19 protein-coding genes are annotated in these 18464 nt (G+C 63.9%); 10 read left to right on the top strand and 9 right to left on the bottom strand.

The window, feature by feature from the left end:
• Positions 1 to 12 precede the first annotated feature (12 nt).
• Both IVB18_RS48800 and IVB18_RS48795 read right to left on the bottom strand, forming a co-directional pair.
• Positions 13 to 1230 carry an EAL domain-containing response regulator gene (locus IVB18_RS48800; protein ID WP_247987144.1) on the bottom strand — a complete coding sequence of 406 codons (1218 nt, stop codon included), beginning with the start codon at positions 1228 to 1230 and terminating at the stop codon, positions 13 to 15.
• Between the two features lie 687 nt (positions 1231 to 1917).
• Positions 1918 to 3081: a hypothetical protein gene (locus IVB18_RS48795; protein ID WP_247987143.1), complete on the bottom strand. Its 1164-nt coding sequence runs from the start codon at positions 3079 to 3081 to the stop codon at positions 1918 to 1920.
• Here IVB18_RS48795 and IVB18_RS48790 point away from each other — a divergent pair.
• Together IVB18_RS48790 and IVB18_RS48785 are read left to right on the top strand one after the other, a co-directional pair.
• Positions 3080 to 3322 (top strand): hypothetical protein, encoded by a 243-nt coding sequence (locus tag IVB18_RS48790; RefSeq protein ID WP_247987142.1) that lies wholly within the window; start codon positions 3080 to 3082, stop codon positions 3320 to 3322. The genes IVB18_RS48795 and IVB18_RS48790 overlap by 2 nt on opposite strands.
• Before the next feature lie 105 nt (positions 3323 to 3427).
• Entirely contained in the window at positions 3428 to 4051 is a 624-nt protein-coding gene (locus IVB18_RS48785) for a helix-turn-helix transcriptional regulator (protein WP_247987141.1), read from the top strand.
• A gap of 27 nt (positions 4052 to 4078) precedes the next feature.
• On the opposite strand, the gene IVB18_RS48780 is transcribed toward IVB18_RS48785, so the two are convergent.
• From IVB18_RS48780 to IVB18_RS48765, 4 genes are all read right to left on the bottom strand, one after another.
• Positions 4079 to 4327 (bottom strand): hypothetical protein, encoded by a 249-nt coding sequence (locus IVB18_RS48780; RefSeq protein WP_247987140.1) that lies wholly within the window; start codon positions 4325 to 4327, stop codon positions 4079 to 4081.
• 98 nt (positions 4328 to 4425) lie between these two features.
• Positions 4426 to 4794 (bottom strand): Hpt domain-containing protein, encoded by a 369-nt coding sequence (locus IVB18_RS48775; RefSeq protein WP_247987139.1) that lies wholly within the window; start codon positions 4792 to 4794, stop codon positions 4426 to 4428.
• Positions 4795 to 4989: 195 nt separating this feature from the next.
• Complete coding sequence (locus IVB18_RS48770; protein ID WP_247987138.1) at positions 4990 to 5694, bottom strand: Crp/Fnr family transcriptional regulator; 705 nt, start codon at positions 5692 to 5694, stop codon at positions 4990 to 4992.
• A gap of 70 nt (positions 5695 to 5764) precedes the next feature.
• Positions 5765 to 5983 (bottom strand): hypothetical protein, encoded by a 219-nt coding sequence (locus IVB18_RS48765; protein WP_247987137.1) that lies wholly within the window; start codon positions 5981 to 5983, stop codon positions 5765 to 5767.
• A 488-nt stretch (positions 5984 to 6471) separates the two neighbouring features.
• On the opposite strand from IVB18_RS48765, the gene IVB18_RS48760 reads away from it, so the two are divergent.
• The 7 genes from IVB18_RS48760 to IVB18_RS48730 all read left to right on the top strand — a co-directional run bounded on the left by IVB18_RS48760 (position 6472) and on the right by IVB18_RS48730 (position 12947).
• On the top strand, positions 6472 to 6885 hold the full coding sequence (locus tag IVB18_RS48760) for a response regulator (protein WP_247991916.1): 414 nt from the start codon (positions 6472 to 6474) through the stop codon (positions 6883 to 6885).
• 419 nt (positions 6886 to 7304) lie between these two features.
• Positions 7305 to 10127, top strand: coding sequence for a hybrid sensor histidine kinase/response regulator (locus tag IVB18_RS48755; RefSeq protein WP_247987136.1), 2823 nt, complete (start codon positions 7305 to 7307; stop codon positions 10125 to 10127).
• A gap of 21 nt (positions 10128 to 10148) precedes the next feature.
• Complete coding sequence (locus tag IVB18_RS48750) at positions 10149 to 10622, top strand: chemotaxis protein CheW (RefSeq protein ID WP_247987135.1); 474 nt, start codon at positions 10149 to 10151, stop codon at positions 10620 to 10622.
• A gap of 30 nt (positions 10623 to 10652) precedes the next feature.
• Positions 10653 to 11039, top strand: a complete 387-nt coding sequence (locus tag IVB18_RS48745; protein ID WP_247987134.1) for a response regulator — start codon at positions 10653 to 10655, stop codon at positions 11037 to 11039.
• A 61-nt stretch (positions 11040 to 11100) separates the two neighbouring features.
• A complete protein-coding gene (locus tag IVB18_RS48740; protein WP_247987133.1) occupies positions 11101 to 11979 on the top strand; it encodes a protein-glutamate O-methyltransferase CheR in 879 nt (292 codons plus the stop codon).
• A gap of 2 nt (positions 11980 to 11981) precedes the next feature.
• Positions 11982 to 12299 carry a PilZ domain-containing protein gene (locus IVB18_RS48735; RefSeq protein WP_247987132.1) on the top strand — a complete coding sequence of 106 codons (318 nt, stop codon included), beginning with the start codon at positions 11982 to 11984 and terminating at the stop codon, positions 12297 to 12299.
• 144 nt (positions 12300 to 12443) lie between these two features.
• Positions 12444 to 12947: a response regulator gene (locus tag IVB18_RS48730; RefSeq protein ID WP_247987131.1), complete on the top strand. Its 504-nt coding sequence runs from the start codon at positions 12444 to 12446 to the stop codon at positions 12945 to 12947.
• A 12-nt stretch (positions 12948 to 12959) separates the two neighbouring features.
• Here the strand turns inward: IVB18_RS48730 and IVB18_RS48725 are convergent, their stop codons facing one another.
• Positions 12960 to 13289, bottom strand: coding sequence for a hypothetical protein (locus IVB18_RS48725; RefSeq protein WP_247987130.1), 330 nt, complete (start codon positions 13287 to 13289; stop codon positions 12960 to 12962).
• Between the two features lie 150 nt (positions 13290 to 13439).
• On the opposite strand from IVB18_RS48725, the gene IVB18_RS48720 reads away from it, so the two are divergent.
• Positions 13440 to 14075 carry a response regulator gene (locus IVB18_RS48720; protein ID WP_247987129.1) on the top strand — a complete coding sequence of 212 codons (636 nt, stop codon included), beginning with the start codon at positions 13440 to 13442 and terminating at the stop codon, positions 14073 to 14075.
• A 112-nt stretch (positions 14076 to 14187) separates the two neighbouring features.
• Here IVB18_RS48720 and IVB18_RS48715 read toward each other — a convergent pair whose 3' ends face one another.
• Both IVB18_RS48715 and IVB18_RS48710 read right to left on the bottom strand, forming a co-directional pair.
• A complete protein-coding gene (locus IVB18_RS48715) occupies positions 14188 to 17784 on the bottom strand; it encodes a PAS domain S-box protein (protein ID WP_247987128.1) in 3597 nt (1198 codons plus the stop codon).
• A complete protein-coding gene (locus IVB18_RS48710) occupies positions 17762 to 18181 on the bottom strand; it encodes a response regulator (protein ID WP_247991915.1) in 420 nt (139 codons plus the stop codon). Before IVB18_RS48710 ends, IVB18_RS48715 begins: the two co-directional genes overlap by 23 nt.
• Between the last annotated feature and the right edge of the window lie 283 nt (positions 18182 to 18464).

Below are 18464 nucleotides of genomic sequence, written 5' to 3'. Positions count from 1 at the left end.
GAGGGCGGCGCCTCATTCATGTCCCGCGATCACGGTCCGCGTCAGCGCGCTCCTTGCAAATTTCTTCAGCGGCATCGGCTTGCCGAACAGAAAGCCCTGCACGAGGTCGAAGCCGAGCTCGTTCGTGGCCACGAGATCGGCGCGGGTCTCGACGCCTTCGGCCACGGTGCGCGCGCCGTAGCCCTGCGCGAGCTCGACGATGTGGCGGCACACCGTCCGCTTCAGGCGGTCATTGCCGCAGCCGGTGACGAATTGCCGGTCGGCCTTCAGCTTGATGAAGGGAATTTTTTCCAGTCCCATCAGCGCCGGCCAGTTGGCGCCGAGATTGTCGACCGACAGGCCGATATTGTGGAAGCGCATTTCGCGTGCGGCCTCGGTGAGAAATTCGAGATCGCGGATCGCCTCCTCGCTGGCGATCTCGATCGTCAGCCCGCCGAAGGCCGGATGCGTCGGCACGCGGCGGCAGAGATCGCGCACCGCCTGCGGCTCCCTCAGGTAAGGCGCGGGAAGATTGATCGAGAGATCGACCGGGCTCTGCCGCTCCAGGAGATAGTGCCAGTCCTGCACGGCGCGCTCGATCACGAACTCCGAGAGGTCGCGGAAATGCGGGTCGTGCTCTTCGGGGATGAAGTAGGCGGGCGGCACCACGCCCCAGGTCGGATGCCGCATCCGCACCAGCGCCTGGGCGCCGCAGCGGACCAGCGTGCGTGCGTCGATCTTGGGCTGATACCAGAGCTCGAGCCAGCCTGCATGCAGGGCCTCGCCGACATGCACGGCCGGGCTCGGCACCGGCTCCTCCGGCAGCAGCATCGCAACGCGCTCGCGCAGCGTCTCGGCGGCAAAGGGCGTGGTGAGCGGCGGCAGCATCGCAAGCCCATATTCCTCGCCGACCTGTTGAACGGCCTTGACGATGATCGACTCGCGCGCGCCGACGGCCAGAACCTTGCCGTCGAATGCCTCGCGCACCAGCGTCTCCAGAAACTTTCCGGGCTCGATGCCGTCGGGGGCAATGCCGAGCAGGATCAGGTCCGGCAGGTCACTGGCGAGCACGGCTTGCAGCTCGTCGGCGCTGCCGCATTCGCTGGTGACGAAGCCGAGATCCTCAAGCACCTCGGCAAGAAAAGCGCGCAAGTGGCGCTTGCCGTCGGCGACGCAGGCGCGCGGCGTCACCTTTCGCCGCCCGAAGGTGACAGCCCTTCGTCCGGCGAGTTCAACAATCCCATCGTCCATCGCAAACCACTCCCCGTTCCGTGGCGGTGTGTTAGCGATGCGAGCAGTTTCAAATATGGAGAGCTTCAGCCGATTGTTGAATTATCTGGGTAACGTTAAAGCCTGCATCACGTCTAAAATTGTCTGGATCCTGTTGCAGAAGTTTTTACGCTTGCCCGCGCGTCGCGTGTCGTGGCGCGACAATCTCACGAGATTTCCGCGAGACGTGGCGCGCGCAACGGCGCAGCTGGTGTTCTGCAATCGGACGAAGCGAGGCGCGCTTCGCCCAATTGAATAACGCCGGTATCAGTTGCCGGCGGCCTTGTCGTGCAGGGCCATGGCAACCGCCTTATTGTCGTAGCTCGGATCGATCTCATCGCGAGCTCCTTTCATCGCTCCATGCGGTGCAGAGGAAGATAGGAGCGACAGGGGCCAAAGAACTCATTTCGCGTGGCGCGCGCATATTATCGCTTCGCTCGTGACAGTTACGCGACAGCTCGGCCGAACGCGCCGGAGCTCAGTGTGAAGCACCTCACATGCGTATTGCTGCACCTACGCTAATGGTCGCGATAGCCGGTGGTGGTGGGCTGTCGAAGGATCGCAGCAATGACGACGCGGCGAATAATGTATTGGTGGTTCAAGTTCGTGCTGTCAGGGCGATTTCTCGATCGCTTCCTGACGCTGCCGCCCGCCCGGCACTGACGCGCTCTAGCTTTGTCCGAGCAGTTTGCGAAACACCGCCGCGCCGTCCTGCACCGCGTCGCGTCCCTTCCAGGCCAGATAGCTCAGCTTGCCGCCGAGCGTATCGTGACTGCGCAGTCGGCGCGAGCCGAGAATGTGGCCGACATTGGAGGGGAAGCGGCTCACTTCGGCGGACACCAGCGCCGCGATCGCGTCCATCAGCTGCTGGAGCCGGATGCCCCAATCCGATTGCTCGATGCCGTCGATGCGGACCTTGAGCGCATATTCGGTATCGTAGATATCGGCGAGCAGGTCGCGCGCGATGAGGACACGGTTGTGGCGAAGCGCGATGCGAAGCGCGAGGCGCTTGTCGTCGAGCCGGTCGAGCACCATCGGGACGACGCAAGCATAGGGCGTGACGGCGACGTCGGTGGCGCTCTTGCTCGCGGCTTGTCTGGTGGCGAGGCGCACCAGTTGCCATGACGTCTTCAGACGCCTCGCGAGCAGCGCCAGTGCGAAGGGCAGCGCCTGGGGATGGGATTTCTTGAAGGCGTCGAGTTGCGCGGTAATTTGGGCGACCTGGCCGTCGTCGAACTTCGTGATCTTCTCGGGCAGCTTCGCGTTGAACTTCGGTAGCGCATCGCCGGCGCGCAGCACATGCAAGATCTTCCTCACGTCGTCGAAGGCGGTGCGCGAGGCAGTGTATTGCGCGAGCTTGCCACGCGCGGTTTCGGTGCTCTCGGGCGAGGCAAGGGTGTTCTCGAGAACCTTGCCGACCTTGGTCTGGAAGGTCGACGCGATCTTCAGCACTTCCTTCGGATTGTTGGCCGTAACCTGGTCGTTGATCGCCTTGATGTAGTCGCGCGCCATGGTCGGCAGCAGGTCGCGGCAGATCCACTCCCAGATCGGGGTGAGCGTGTTGCGCGAAATCCGCCCCGCATTGGCGTGATCGGGCGCGCCGTCGATCAGGAGCAGCTCGAGCGGCGCGAAGAAGTAGCGCGAGGGACTGGTGGCGCGCGCCTGGGTCGATCCGTCCTTGCGGAACTCGGCGCGCAGCTTGGCCAGGATATCGGACGATCCCGGCATGTCGACGCCGCACAGCTCGAGCCGCTCAAGCTCGCTGAGCAGACAACTGCGCGACAGTGGCGTCAGCTTCTGCAAGAACTCCGATAGCTGATCGATCTCGTTCATGGCACGCAATCTTCCGCAGCGTTTCCCGCAGGCCCGTCAGCCCAATGCGTGGAGGCATTTGCGCGCTCTCGATTGTGACATAGAGAAGCAAGTCGCCGTTAATTTATCCGTAAAAGCCGGAAACCTTGGTGCCCCGCATGGCGGCGATGCGATCGGCACAGCGGTATTCGCCTCGCTTGCCGATAATTTAGACAGATTTGTCAACCTGTGCATGGTCGAGGCCGGCTCTGCACAAGCATAAATTGTGCCTCCGCCGGCGTTTCAGCACAAAACCGACAAAATTACCGTAGTCTTACGGAGCAAAAAGTTAACCACAGACCACCCCCGGTTCCGATAAACGAGTGACATGGGGTCACAGAATGATACGGCGGCTGATTCACGGCCGTCGGAATGGTACGAAAGCGGCGCTTCTCCGCCTGAAGAGCGCGATTTCGTCCGGCTCAACGCCGTCCGCGCCAAGGCAGCCGACGAGATGGCCGCCGCCATCGCCCGCGAGCTCAACGGTCCCCTGACTGCGCTCCTGCTCTACATGGGCGAGATCAAGCATCACAGCGATCAACTCGCCCCGGTCTCGGGCGACCGCGCCTATTTGCAACGGGTCGTGGAGAATGCGATGGCGCAGACCGAGCGTGTTTGCGGCCTGGTCAAGCAGCTTGCCGGCTCTCCCAAGGGTGGCTTGCCCCCGTCGTCCACGACCGGGGATGCTGAATTGAAGGCCAGCCGCGCGCCGCAGCCGGCGCACATCGCGGGCCGCGAATTCTCGAACCTGTCGGGCCAGAAGCGGCTGACCAAGCGCGAGCGCGAGGTGTTGAGGCTGATCAGCGAGGGTTATTCGAACAAGCAGGGCGCGCTGCGGATGCAGATCAGCCCGCGCACATTCGAGAGCCATCGCGCCGAGGCGATGCGCAAGCTGGGCGCGCGCAACACCGCGGACCTCGTCCGCGCGGCGCTGCTGCATTCGATCGATTGAGGCTCTGGTCTTGCGCCGCCGTCGCGCTCAGAAATAGTCTTCGGCGAACGGACGCACACGCGAGGTGGGCCGCAGCTGCTTGGGCTCTTCCTTCGGCGCATTGGGGATGATCGTGATGATCCAGCACGGGGGAATGCTCGAATCCCGCTCGATCACCGAGCGCACGAATCCCGTCACCGTCGACTCGCCCGCAGTCACCGTCGCCATCCGGCCGTTGAACTGCGCGATGCGGAAGCGACGGACTTCCTTGTGGTCCGCGGTCTCGTAGGTGAACATGGAAACCCTCCTGGTTTCCCGCGACTATCGCTACCTATGATTAGCCATCTGTGAAAATCTCAAACCGTAGTAGTACGGCGGGGTTATGCGCGGGGTGGTCAGTCCTGCGGTTCCTGCTCTCGCGCGGCAGCGTAGGCCGCATCCATCCGCGCCAGGAGATCGCAAAATTCGGCCTCGCCGAGCGTCTCCGCGGTGTTCTCCAGCCGCAGCGCCAGCGCTGCGAGCCGGAGATAGCCGAACGTTCTGGCTGCGCTCTTCAGCGAATGCGCTTCGCGCGCAATCCTGGCACGGTGCTGTTCGAGTCCCAGCGCACGAAACAGCTTCAGGCGCGCGGAAGTCTCGTCCCAGAACACCGTGCGGACTTCGCCGGCGCCGTCCTCGCCGATCTCGCGCAGCAGAGCATCGAACGCGCTTGGCTCCCGCAAGGGTTCGGCATCGAAGGCATTCGCGAAATTGGCGTCAAGCATGGCCCGGTCCCGATTGCCCATCGTGGTACGCATCGCGAGCCCTCGGGCGCGAGCAGTCGGGTGTCTACCCCATTCTGATTTCGGTTCCGGTAGCGGGACGCGCGGTGTTTGCAAGCCGCCGTAAGCGGTTGGTTTACCACGCGCCGGCCTGGCGCGGTCTCGGAGCGGTGCCGTGAGCGGCGTGCCTGCGCCGCGTCAGGGCCCGAGCAGCCTGTCGTACTGGGCCTTCACCGTGGCGTAGCACTCGCACGCAGCCTGGCGCAGCCCGTCCAGGTTGATGATCTGAATGTGTCCGCGGCTGTAGTGAATGAAATTGGCCTGCTGCAAGGTATTGGCGACCAATGACACGCTGTTGCGCCGCGCCCCGATCATCTGCGCCATGGCCTCCTGGGTCAGCAGCAGCCGGTAGTCGCCCGACAGGTCGTGGGTGTGCAGCAGGCAGCGGGACAGCCGCGACTCCACGGGATGGGCGGCGTTGCAGCCCGCGGTCTGCTGAACCTGCGCGTAGACCGCCAGTCCGTGGCGCGCCAGCAGCGTCCGCAGGGTGCTGCTCTGATCGGCCGCGACCCGCAACCGGTCGAGGTCCATCACGGATGCTACGCCGGCAACCAGCACAATCGCCGTGTTCAAGGCGCATGCATCGCCCATGATCGAGAGTGTCCCGAGCAGGCTGTCGCGGCCGATCATGCCGACCTGCACGTGCTCGCCCTTGGCGAGTTTCACGACCAGCGAGATGACGCCACGGTGGGGGAAGTAGGCGCGCCTGAGCGTCTCGCCGGTCTCGACCAGCACGGCTTCATGCGGCAGATCAACCGTGCGCAGATGCGCACGCAGCAGCTCATAGTCGTCTGCCGAAAGCGCAGACAGGAAGCCGTTGGATCCGCGTCCCGTCAATTCCAAAACTGCCTCCCGTCTTTTCAGTCAATGAATTCGAAACCGAATTCACCGTTCCGCCTACGGGTAAGTTCCATCATGTTCCCGTCGGGATATGTTGGTAATTGGTCATCATGCCGCGGGCTGCGCCGGAGTTCCGGTTGTGTGCACGCCGGAATGCAGGCGGAATACCCGCTTCACCCAAGACAGTCTTTCTGACCAACTCAACCGTGGTGGCTGTGGGGCACGGCAGGTCGAAATCCGCCGCGTCGAGCATTTGCAGCACCTGGTTGGGCGAGCGGTCGTCTGCGGTCATATGGGATCGATCCTGCATGTCTCGCGTGGAGCCGATGCGACGCAACTTCGGCATGAAGGTTGCCTGATGGTTACCATAGATACATTAAAGGTTGTGTCGTCGTCCATATACCCTTTGGAGGGCAGACAGGCTGGCTTATTTGCGGCGGAAATGAGAACCAGCGCGCTGATTCGCTCGCGACACCGGTGGCGCCAGTCCTGCGCGGGCTGCGCACGAAAAAAGCGGCAAGGGGGCTTCATGAGCCGCATGCGGACGTTGGTCGACCCGCGCAGCCCCATTCGTGCGTCGCCTTTTTTCAGTCGTTAGCGATTGCTTCGAGCCGCTGCGTGGCGTGGCCGCAGATTTCGCGTCCATCCAGGCCGCCTTCTGCGCCAGCCCAGGGGCGTTCGGGGCCATCACCATTTCGATTCAAGCCAAAGGAGAACGGTGTGTCCCACGGTTCGATCGTTGAATCGCCGAAGCGGGAAACTCAAACGGGGAAAGAGAGTCTGCGCCATATTCTCGTTGTCGACGACGACGCGATGGTATGCATGGCCATCGAGATCTATCTCCAGCGGCACAATTTTCGGGTGACGATCGCCGACGGCGGGGAGGCAGGACTTCGTGCCCTCGAAAACGAGCAGTTCGATCTGATGATCATCGATATCTTCATGCCGCACATGCGCGGCTTTGAATCGATCCGGATCTTTCACGAACGCGCGCCCACCGTTCCGCTGATCGCGATGTCGGGATACGCCTTCGCAAACCTGAATTCGCCGGCTCCCGACTTCCTGAGGATGGCGCTGGAGCTCGGCGCGTCGCGCTGCCTGCGCAAGCCGTTCACACCGGCTGCGTTGCAGGTCGCCATCAACGAGTGCCTGTCGGAGCACCGCGACGCGGTTTCATCGGTGCGTCTCGGTTAGCACTTCGCGGTCGGCGGCGGGCCCGCGGTAAGGTTTCGGTTACCTCGCCCGCAGATCGTTGCGCGACCTGCGCCGCGTCCGATGTCGTCAGCACGAATGGTGACGAATGCCGGCGGAGCCATCCGGCCTGTGCGCCATGCGCGCATGGCCTTGCACGGCCGCAGCTTTTCCGGACGCCTTACACCACCGTTAGCGGCGCGTTTACCTAGATCGTCATCGCGCTCGAAACGAGGACACGGCTTTGCCGAAACACGTCAGCGCCGGCAGTCAAACGGCAAACTTGTCTTCAATCTCCGTATTAGCACGGAGGCTGAAATTAACGTGACCGTGAAATGGGATGTCTAACGATCTAAGCGAGGGCTTCCGTCGATTCCAAGTGCGGCTTAGGCGTCGAGATCCAACTCAGTAAGGCGTACCCGATGGATGATCTGTTGCGGGAGTTTTTGACGGAGACCAGCGAGAGCCTGGACACCGTCGACAATCAGCTGGTGAAGTTCGAGCAGGAGCCGAACAACGCCAAGATCCTGGATAACATCTTCCGCCTGGTCCACACCATCAAGGGCACTTGCGGCTTCCTCGGGTTGCCGCGTCTGGAAGCGCTGGCGCATGCCGGCGAGACCTTGATGAGCAAATTCCGTGACGGCATGCCGGTGACGGGGCAGGCGGTGACGGTGATCCTGTCCTCGATCGACCGCATCAAGGAAATTCTGGCCGGTCTCGAAGCCACCGAAGCCGAGCCGGAGGGCACCGACCGCGACCTCATCGACAAGCTGGAAGCGATGGTCGGGCAGGGCATGGCCGCCATGGCGGCCGGAGCGGCGGCACCTGTCGCCGACGCTCCGCCGCTGGTGCCGGAAGCGCCGGTTGCCGCGCCGGTCGAAGCCGCACCGTCGAAAGAGACGCAGGGTTCGCTGATCGACCAGACCCTGGAGCGCCCGTTGCGTCCGGGCGAAGTGTCGCTGGACGAGCTCGAACGCGCCTTCCGCGAGACCGCGATCGAAGCGCCCGCGCCCGTTGCCAAGGTTGACGTTGCCCCCGAGCCGGCGCCGGCCCCCGCTGCCGCCAAGGAACCAGCCAAGGCAACCGCCAAGCCAACGGCCAAGGAAGCCGCCAAGCCCGGCAAGGACAAGGCCGCACCGAAGAAGTCGATGGCGGACGAGGTTGCCTCCGAGGGCGACCGCATCGCCAACCAGTCGATCCGCGTCAACGTGGATACGCTGGAGCATTTGATGACCATGGTCTCCGAGCTGGTCCTGACCCGCAACCAGCTGCTCGAGATCTCCCGCCGCAACGAGGACACCGAGTTCAAGGTGCCGTTGCAGCGGCTCTCCAACGTCACCGCCGAGCTGCAGGAGGGCGTCATGAAGACGCGCATGCAGCCGATCGGCAATGCCTGGCAAAAACTGCCCCGCATCGTCCGCGACCTCTCGAGCGAACTCGGCAAGCAGATCGATCTGGAGATGCACGGCGCCGACACCGAGCTCGACCGCCAGGTGCTCGACCTGATCAAGGACCCGCTCACCCACATGGTGCGCAACTCCGCCGATCACGGCCTGGAGACCCCGGCCGAGCGCACCGCGAGCGGCAAGGGCGAGCAGGGCACCATCCGGCTGTCCGCCTATCACGAGGGCGGCCACATCATCATCTGCATCGCCGACAACGGCCGCGGTCTCAACACCGACAAGATCAAGGCCAAGGCGATCTCCTCAGGTCTCGTCACCGAGGCCGAGCTGGAGAAGATGTCGGAAGCCCAGATCCACAAGTTCATCTTCGCGCCGGGCTTCTCGACCGCGGCCGCCATCACCTCGGTCTCCGGCCGCGGCGTCGGCATGGACGTGGTGCGCACCAATATCGACCAGATCGGCGGCACCATCGACATCAAGAGCGTCGCCGGTGAAGGCTCGTCCGTCACCATCAAGATCCCGCTGACGCTCGCCATCGTCTCGGCGCTGATCGTGGAGGCCGCCGGCGACCGCTTCGCGATCCCGCAGCTCGCGGTCGTCGAGCTGGTGCGGGCCCGGGCCAACTCCGAGCACCGCATCGAGCGCATCAAGGACACGGCCGTCCTCAGGTTGCGCAACAAGCTGTTGCCGCTGATCCACCTCAAGAAGCTGCTCAAGATCGACGACGGCGCCGCCTCCGATCCCGAGAACGGCTTTATCGTGGTGACCCAGGTCGGCAGCCAGACCTTTGGCATCGTGGTCGACGGCGTGTTCCACACCGAAGAAATCGTGGTCAAGCCGATGTCGACGAAGCTGCGCCACATCGACATGTTCTCCGGCAACACCATTTTGGGCGATGGCGCCGTCATCATGATCATCGACCCCAACGGCATTGCCAAAGCCCTGGGCGCCTCCGGCTCCTCGGCCCATGACATGGCCGACGAGGCCGCCGGCCATCATTCCTCCTCGGCCGAGCAGACCACCTCGCTGCTGGTGTTCCGCGCCGGCTCCAGCCAGCCCAAGGCGGTCCCGCTCGGGCTCGTCACCCGCCTGGAAGAGCTGCCGGCCGACAAGATCGAGTTCTCCAACGGCCGCTACATGGTGCAGTACCGCGAGCAGCTGATGCCGCTGGTCGCCATGGAGAGCGTCACCATCGCGTCGCAGGGCGCCCAGCCGATCCTGGTGTTCTCCGATGACGGCCGCTCCATGGGCCTGGTCGTCGACGAGATCATCGACATCGTCGAGGAACGGCTCAACATCGAGGTCGGCGGCTCCTCCAGCGGCATCCTGGGCTCGGCCGTGATCAAGGGCCAGGCCACCGAGGTGATCGACGTCGGCCACTTCCTGCCGATGGCGTTTGCCGACTGGTTCACCCGCAAGGAGATGAAGCCGTCGATGCACTCGCAGTCGGTGCTCTTGGTCGACGACAGCGCCTTCTTCCGCAACATGCTGGCCCCGGTGCTCAAGGCCGCCGGCTACCGCGTCCGCACCGCGCCGACCGCGCAGGAGGGCCTGGCCGCGCTGCGCGCGCAAACCTTCGACGTGGTCCTGACCGACATCGAGATGCCCGACATGAACGGGTTCGAGTTCGCCGAAGTGATCCGCTCCGACAACAATCTGGGTTCGATGCCGATCATCGGCCTCTCCGCGCTGGTGTCGCCGGCGGCGATCGAGCGCGGCCGGCAGGCCGGCTTCCACGACTATGTCGCCAAGTTCGACCGTCCCGGCCTGATCGCGGCGCTGAAGGAACAGACCGCGGGCGCCGCCGGCGCCTCCGAGCTGAGCCGGGCGGCGGCGTAAGGACGGCAAGGAGATACATCAATGAGCAACAAGACCCAGTCCGGCGAAGGCGCCATGGTCGAATACGTCACCGCGATGATCGGCGGCCAGCTGTTCGGCCTGCCGATCTCCCGGGTCCAGGACGTGTTCATGCCCGAGCGCGTCACCCGCGTGCCGTTGGCCTCGCGCGAGATCGCGGGCGTGCTGAACCTGCGCGGCCGCATCGTCACCGTGGTCGACATGCGCGCCCGGCTCGGCCTGCCCAAGCCCGAGGACGGCAAGCTGCCGATGGCGGTCGGTGTCGACCTGCGCGGTGAATCCTACGGCCTGCTGATCGACCAGATCGGCGAGGTGCTGCGGCTTGCCGAGGACAACAAGGAAGAAAACCCCGTCAACCTCGATCCCCGCATGGCCAAGCTCGCCGGCGGCGTCCACCGCCTCGACGGCCAGCTCATGGTCGTCCTCGACGTCGATCGCGTCCTCGAACTCAAAACTGAAGTGCAAATGGCTGCGTGAGCCCGAAAACATCGAAGCCGGAGAACCAAAATGAAGACATGTTTGGTGGTCGATGATTCCAGCGTCGTGCGCAAGATCGCGCGCCGGATCCTGGAAGGCCTGGAATTCGAAGTCACCGAAGCCGAGGACGGCTCGAAAGCGCTCGAGGTCTGCCAGCGGAAGCTGCCGGACGCGGTGCTGCTCGACTGGAACATGCCGGTCATGGACGGCTTCGAGTTCATGGGCCACATGCGCCGCCTGCCCGGCGGCGACCAGCCCAAGGTCGTGTTCTGCACCACCGAGAACAATGTCGCTCACATTGCTCAAGCGCTCAGCGGCGGCGCCAACGAGTACATCATGAAGCCCTTCGACAAAGACATTATCGCCGACAAGTTCGCTGAAGTCGGCTTGATCCCGGTCGGACAAGTCATGGTCTGAGTGTGTCTGGCCCGAGTGCTTTGGCCAGAGTGTTCCCAGTACAGCTTCCGAGAGGCTATCAGTGACCCCGACCGAGTATGAGTATCTGCGCAAGTTCCTGAGGGATCATTCCGGGCTCGACCTGTCCGCAGACAAGCAATATCTGATCGAAAGCCGGCTGCTGCCGCTCGCCCGCAAGGCCGGGCTCTCCGGCATCGGCGAGCTCGTGCAGAAGCTGCAGGGCAGCTCGAGCGCGCTCGTCACCAGCGTGGTCGAGGCGATGACCACCAACGAGACCTTCTTCTTCCGCGACAAGGTCCCGTTCGAACATTTCCGCGACACCATCATGCCCGAGATCATCAAGGCCCGCGCCGGTCGCCGGAGCGTCCGCATCTGGTGCGCGGCCGGCTCGACCGGGCAGGAGCCCTATTCGCTGGCGATGAGCCTGAAGGAGATGGGGGCGGCCCTGACCGGCTGGCGCGTCGAGATCATCGCGACCGACCTGTCGCAGGAGGTGCTGGAGAAGGCCAAGGCCGGCATCTACAGCCAGTTCGAAGTGCAGCGCGGCCTGCCGATCCAGATGCTGATGAAATATTTCAAACAGACCGGCGAAACCTGGCAGATCAATCCCGAGCTGCGGGCGATGATCCAGCACCGCCAGCTCAACCTGCTGCACGACTTCGCCCAGCTCGGAACGTTCGACGTCATCTTCTGCCGCAACGTGCTGATCTATTTCGACCAGGACACCAAGATCAACATCTTCAACCGCCTGGCGCGCCAGATCGAGGGAGACGGCTTCCTGGTGCTGGGTGCGGCCGAAACCGTGGTCGGATTGACCGACACTTTCAGGCCGATTCCGGAGCGTCGCGGCCTCTACAAGCCGAACGACGCGCGTGCGGCGGCAGCCAGGCCGGCTCTCGCCGGAGCGGCGCCGCGCGTGGCGGTGATGGCAGGACGATAAGCATGGCCGAGGATGGAAAGGGTGCGGAGCGTGTGACGTTCAGCCGCGGCTATGATGTCTGCATCATGGCCATCGACGGCACCTGGCGCCGCGACTGCAAGCTCAACGCGATCTCCGACACGGATGCCATCCTCACGGTGGAAGGATCGATCCAGGGGTTGAACCTGAAGGAGTTCTTCCTGCTGTTGTCGTCTACCGGGCTTGCCTACCGCCGCTGCGAGCTGGTGCGCGTCAACGGCGCTGAGATGGACATCCAGTTCCTGCGCGGCAAGAACAGGAAGAAGCGCGCAGGGGCCAACGGCCACGACGCGGTAGTCTGATTTCCGCGGGCATCCACCGTCGCGTTGTCCCGACAGCTTGCTTCACATTTGCTGAAAACATCCGGTTGAATTCGCCGCAACGGCTTTACGTGGCCTAAGCGCGAACCGTGTATGCGTTGCCGGTCTCAATCTCAGGATATGGCAATGCCCAGAAGTTCCCTCTCCCCGATCTCGTCGAACCTGCCCGATGGCGCCGAGCGGCGCGCACTTCAGCTCCTGGTGGTCGATGACGACGCCACGCAGCGCAGCCTGATCACGGTTGCCGCCAAGCAGGCCGGCCACGAAGTCACTGTGGCGCCGTCGGTTGCGGAGGCGATCGAAAAGCTTCGCGCCGCGCGCTTCGACTGCGTGACGCTCGATCTCGTGCTGGAGGATGGCGACGGCATCGACGTGCTGCGCGAGATGGCGAAGGCAAAATTCGCGGGCGCTGTGATCGTCATCAGCGGCATGGACGGCAAGCGCCGCAGCGCCGCCCGCAACGTTGCCCGGTCCGTCGGCATCGAGCTCCAGAGCCTGCCGAAGCCGCTCGATCTCGCGGCCCTGCGCATCAGCCTTGCCAATCTCGGCAAAGCCGCGATGGGTCTCCCCGCAATGCACACTTGGGGCGGCGTTGCCACCGACGCAATCGTGGAACGGCATCGCGCGTAAAGCTGGGAACAGCTATGCGATCCGGTGCGGCAGGTTTGCCGTACCCATCGTCATCTCCACCGAACCGCCGGGTTCCGACAAGGATCGCAGCGCGTGGCCGAGGCCGGCGCGGCAGGTGCTGAGGGCGACGCTCGCCGCGGCATAATGAGGCGTGACGTCGTCGAGCACGAAAATGTCGGTGGAACCCGCCTGATCGCCGTCGTCCTGCACCATAGCCGCGTCGATCAGGCGCATGCTGCTGTCGATCTGGGCGATCAGGGAGCGAAGATCGGCCGCGATCAACTGACGGCTGTCGGTTTCGGGCGTCGTGATGAGAGGCGGCGTGCCGGCGAAATTTAGCATGGATATTCTCCGTCTCCTCCAATTAGGCGCCTTGCCGCTACTTGTGCGTTAAGTCCATGTCCCGTACAAATACGGGTGGGCTGAATCTGCGCCGAACGCCATAACCGTTGGTGCGGACGCGAGTCCTTGATCGCCGAATGGACATGGCACATGGTCGAACAAACCTCCCGTGGCGAGATCTTCGTAGTCGACGACGACCCTGCTGTTCGCGACACCTTGTCGATGGTGTTGCATGCTGCGGGCTATGAAGTGATCTGTTTTGCCGACGGCGCTGCGTTGCTCTCCGTCGCACGAAGCCGCTCACCGGCTGCGATCCTGCTCGACGTGCATATTCCGGGAAAGTCGGGCCTCGACATTCTCAAGGAACTGCACGGCGAGGACTATCCGGCGCCGATCTTCATGATCTCGGGGCAGGGCGACATCACGATGGCGGTGAGCGCCATCAAGAACGGCGCGCTCGACTTCATCGAGAAGCCGTTCCGCGGCAGCGAGATCGTCGGCCGGCTGGACGAGGCGATCGGAGCCTATGCACGCAGGCAGGCAGAGAGCGCATCGCCCAAGTTCAACGCGCTGCATTTCCCTGGACGCGAGCCGTTGACCCGCAGGGAGCGCGAGGTGCTCGAACAGTTCGCCGCCGGTGCTTCCAACAAGGAAGCCGGCCGCACGCTCGGCATCAGCCCGCGCACCATCGAGGACCACCGCGCCAACATCATGAAGAAGCTCGGCGCGCGCAATGCCGCCGATCTGATCCGCATCGTGATGACCGCAGCCCAGCGCGCGTCGTAACCCTATCGGTGAAACATCGTAGCCCGGATGGAGCGCAGCGAAATCCGGGAGCCCCCGTATGCGGCAAGACATGCCCCCGGATTGCGCTGCGCTCCATCCGGGCTACGGAGCGTTACCCGCTCAGCGCCCTGCGGATGATCCGCGCCAGATCCGATTTGCGATAGGGTTTTGCCAGCAGCAGAACGCCGGAATCGAGCCGGCCGTGATGGATGATCGCATTCTCGGTATAGCCGGATGTGTAAACCACCCTGAGATCGGAGCGCGTCTTCAACAGCTCGTCGGCGAGCTGCCGTCCGTTCATCTTGCCGGGCATGATGACGTCGGTGAAAAGTAGGTCGAACGGTTTTCCGGCGGCGACGATCGCTAGCGCCTCCGCGGCGTTCGCGGCCTGCAAGGTGACGTAGCCGAGCGAATGCAGCTGCGCCAGCACGTAGTCGCGCACCAGCCGGTCATCCTCGACCACGAGGATCGTCTCGTGTCCGCCCTCGACCGTCGCCGGCGTCACGCCATCGCCGACCACCGTGGCGGTGTTGCCGGGCGGCAGATACATCTTGATCGTGGTGCCGTGACCCTCCTCGCTGTAGATCTTGATGTGGCCTGCGGACTGCTTGATGAAGCCGTAGACCATGGACAGCCCGAGTCCGGTGCCCTTGCCGGGTCCTTTCGAGGTGAAGAAGGGGTCGAACACCCTTGCCAGCATGTTGGCGGGGATGCCGGCTCCGGTGTCGCTCACCGCGATCAGCACGTAGTGCCCGGGCGGGACGTCATTGACGCTGGCATAGACCTCGTCGAGATAGGCGGCGCCCGTCTCCACGATCAGCTTGCCGCCGCCGGGCATGGCGTCGCGGGCGTTGAGCGCGAGGTTGAGGATGGCGGTCGTGAGCTGGTTGGGATCGACGATCGCGACGCAGCTCTCGTCCTCGAACACGGACTCGATCTGGATCTGCTCGCCCAGCGTCGGCCGCAACAGCTTTGCGGTGTCGATGATCAGCGAGTTGATGTCGATCTCGCGCGGCTGGAGCGGCTGCTTGCGCGCAAACGCGAGCAGGTGCTGGGTCAGATCGGCGCCGCGCCCGGCGGCCTCGTCGATCATCTTCGTGATGGCCGCAAGCTCCGGCTCCTTGGCCACCGCGTCAGCCAGGATCTCGATCGTTCCGGTGATGACAGTGAGGATGTTGTTGAAATCGTGCGCCACCCCGCCGGTGAGCTGGCCGACCGCCTCCATCTTCTCTGCGTGGCGGATGCGCTCCTCGGCCGCGATCTTGTCGGTGAGGTCGCGGTAGAAGACGTTGAACAGCAGGCCATCGCGGCGCTTCAGTGCGGTGACGCTCAACTCGGCCTTGAACTCCTTGCCGTCGCGTCGGCGGCAAAGCAGCTCGCGGCGGCGGCTCAGCGTCCTGCCATCCTCACTTTCCAGGAAGTGTTTCAGGCCGACCTTGACCCTCTCATGCTCGACCTCGGCGACGATCAGATCGAAGGTGTTTTTGCCGAGCACCTCGTCGCGGCGCCAGCCGAACAGTTGCTCGGCCTGCGAATTCCAGTTCAGGATGCTGCCCGTCTCGTCGGTCTGGACGAAGGCGTCGAGCGCTGTCTCGACGATGTTGCGGGCGAGCCGTTCGCTCTCGCGCAAGGATTCCTGCGCGAGCCGGGCCTCCGTCATGTCGCGCCCGACGAAGAAGAAGCGCTGAGCCTGCTCGGACCAGTTGCCGAGCCAGGACAGCCAGACCTCATGCCCGTTCTTGTGGAAGCAGCGGGTGTCGGCGAGCTTGGGGCGATCGCCGGCCCGCAGCGCGCGCATCTCCCCGCGCGACTGCTCCAGATGATCGGGATGAATGAAGTCGACGCCGCCGCGGCCGATCATCTCCTCTGGCCGGAAGCCGAGAATGGTTTCGCTGCTCGGGCTGATCTGAACGACATACCCGTGCGAGTCCATGACCATGATCAGATCTTGCGAGGTGTCGAAGATCTGCCGCCGCTCCTCCAGCTGTTGCTGGAGCGCTCGCTCGGCCCGCCGCTCCTCTGTGAGGCTCCGCGCAGAGCCGGAAGCGCCGATGATCTCGCCCGAGGGTCCCCTGATCGGCGAGAGGCCGAGCGAGATCTCGACCGGCGTGCCGTCCTTGCGCAGGCGCACTGTCTCGAAGCGTTCGATCGGCTCGCCCCGGGCGATCCGCTGTAAATAGTCCTTGCCCAGCTCGCGGCGGTCGGGCGGGACAATGATCGAGGTGGATTTCCCGATTGCCTCATCGGCCGAATAGCCATAGAGGCGTTCGGCGGCAGGATTCCAGCCCGTGATGGTGGCGTCGAGCGATTGCATCACGATGGCATCGTCGGATGATTCGACCGCGGCACTGAACAAGCGCTCGCGCGCCGCATGATGGCTTCGCGCGACCTCGGTGCGGCGATGCTCCTGAACTTCGCGTTCGAGTGCGGCTGTTTTCGCCCGCGTCTCTTCGACCATCTGGGCAAAAGCCCGTGCCAGCACGCCGGTCTCGCCCCCGGCATCGATGGGAATGTCCGCTGGACGTCCATTGCCGATTGCCTCTACCGCCGCGGTCAGACGCCCGATCGGGCGAGTCAATGAGCGCGCCAGGAGCACCGCGAGTGAAGCCGCGGCGAGGACGGCAAGCACGCCGACGAGCAAGGAGGTTTTTTGAATGGCCGCCGGCACGCGGCCGAACACGGACGGGGGAACTGTCTCGATGATTGCGACCCATTCCTTGCCCGCAAGCAGCGCCGGCGCGATCGCCGCGCCGCTTGGACGGCCCGATCCGTCGGTGATGAGCTGCGTGGATCCTTCCAGCGTGCCAGCCTGGCCTGCAAAAAATGGAAAGTCATTGCGCCAGTTGGTGGGGTGGCCTCGCAATGAGCCGAATTCTCGCGCGCGATCGGGATGGACAAGATAGTCGCCGCGCGAACTCACGACGTAAATTTCTCCCCCCGAGCCCGCGGTCGAGCGGACGCGGTCGAGTGCCGGACGCATGTCGATATTGGCGATGATGATACCGAAGGGCTTGCCGTCCGGTGTGAACAGCGGCGTTGCGACTCGCAAAGTCGGCGTGTGAAAGACCGTGGTCCCTCCCTGGCGGGTGGCGAGATCGATTGGCGAAACGTAAATTTCGCCGGGCGCCAGTCGAATTGTTTCCTGAAAGTAGGTTCGCTCGCTCTTGCGCTCCAGTTCGCTGTTGGGGACGATCCGTGCCGCTCCATTCGGGCCGGAGCGATCGACGCGGACCAGCTCGCGCTGGTCGTCGTCGAGACCGATGATGCGAAACTGTCCGTAGCCGGGTTTGGCCTCGATCTCGGCCACGAGCCGCGCCGCGATGCGCTCGCGCCAGGTTTGCTCCGAAACGCGGTCAACGGCGTCAATACCTCCACCGATGTGAGCCCGGATCAGGCCATTGATGGCTGCAGCGGAGCGATAGCCGACCAAATCGCCACGAGCTCCGGCTACGTAGGATTCAAGATTGCTAGCCAGCAGGCGTGACTGGGCTTCGACGCGTTCCAGAACCCGCGGAATGACGGCTTGGGTGGTGTTGCGATAGCCCAGCCAGCCGACTGCGGCCACGGTAACCGCCACCAGCAGGATCATCGCGATGGCCAGCCGCGTGGTGAGCGTCATGGGGATATTCGCACCGCTTCTCGAATGGCCGCGCCTGTTCTGGTCTGGAACAGAACGGGCGTCCTCATCATCGGCTGACGGTGCTGACATCGGGCCCCTCCGGCTCGCGCGCCTTCAGGCAGCCATCAACCGCGGCGAGCAGCGCCTCGGCTCGGAACGGCTTCTGCAAGCTCGCCACCGCGCCGAGCTTGGTCGCCATTTTCAGGAAATCCGGCTCGGCATGGACATCCGGCGTGATCGAGCGGCCTGAAATGACGACGATCGGAATGGCCGGCTGCTGCGCCCGGATGTGACGCATCGCCTCCAGCCCGTCCATGCCGGGCATGAATATGTCGAGGAACAAGAAGTCGAATGGGCTGGCCTCAACCAGCGCGAGCCCCTTGCGGCCATCATCGGCGACCGTCACGTGATGCCCGGCCCGCTCCAGGAGCAGCCGGATCGTGATCTGTACGGCCGGGTCGTCATCCACGATCAGGATGTTGGCCAAATTCCCGTCCTCCGAGCCCGATGGGAGGTCCAATTCGGTTGAGAGATTCGACGCTTCAATGTGAAATTGTTGCGCGGATTCTGCTCGGCCCGCAAGCGCTTCGCGACCCAGACAGTAGCTTTGCCCGCCGCGTCGACGCGCGATCTCCATACCACCTATGCATGCTTGCGTGCACATAGGGGGAGGGATTTGCCACGGACACTCGCTGCACGCGCCGTGCAGAGGGGTAGGATATATAATTCTCGCCGTAGTTGTACGGAATGACGACTTCACCTGGAATTAA

Origin of the sequence: Bradyrhizobium sp. 186, from assembly GCF_023101685.1 — a bacterium.
In the GTDB taxonomy this organism is placed as follows: domain Bacteria; phylum Pseudomonadota; class Alphaproteobacteria; order Rhizobiales; family Xanthobacteraceae; genus Bradyrhizobium.
The sequence above is the reverse complement of the archived record's forward strand: the minus strand, read 5'-3'. Positions and strand labels throughout refer to the sequence as shown.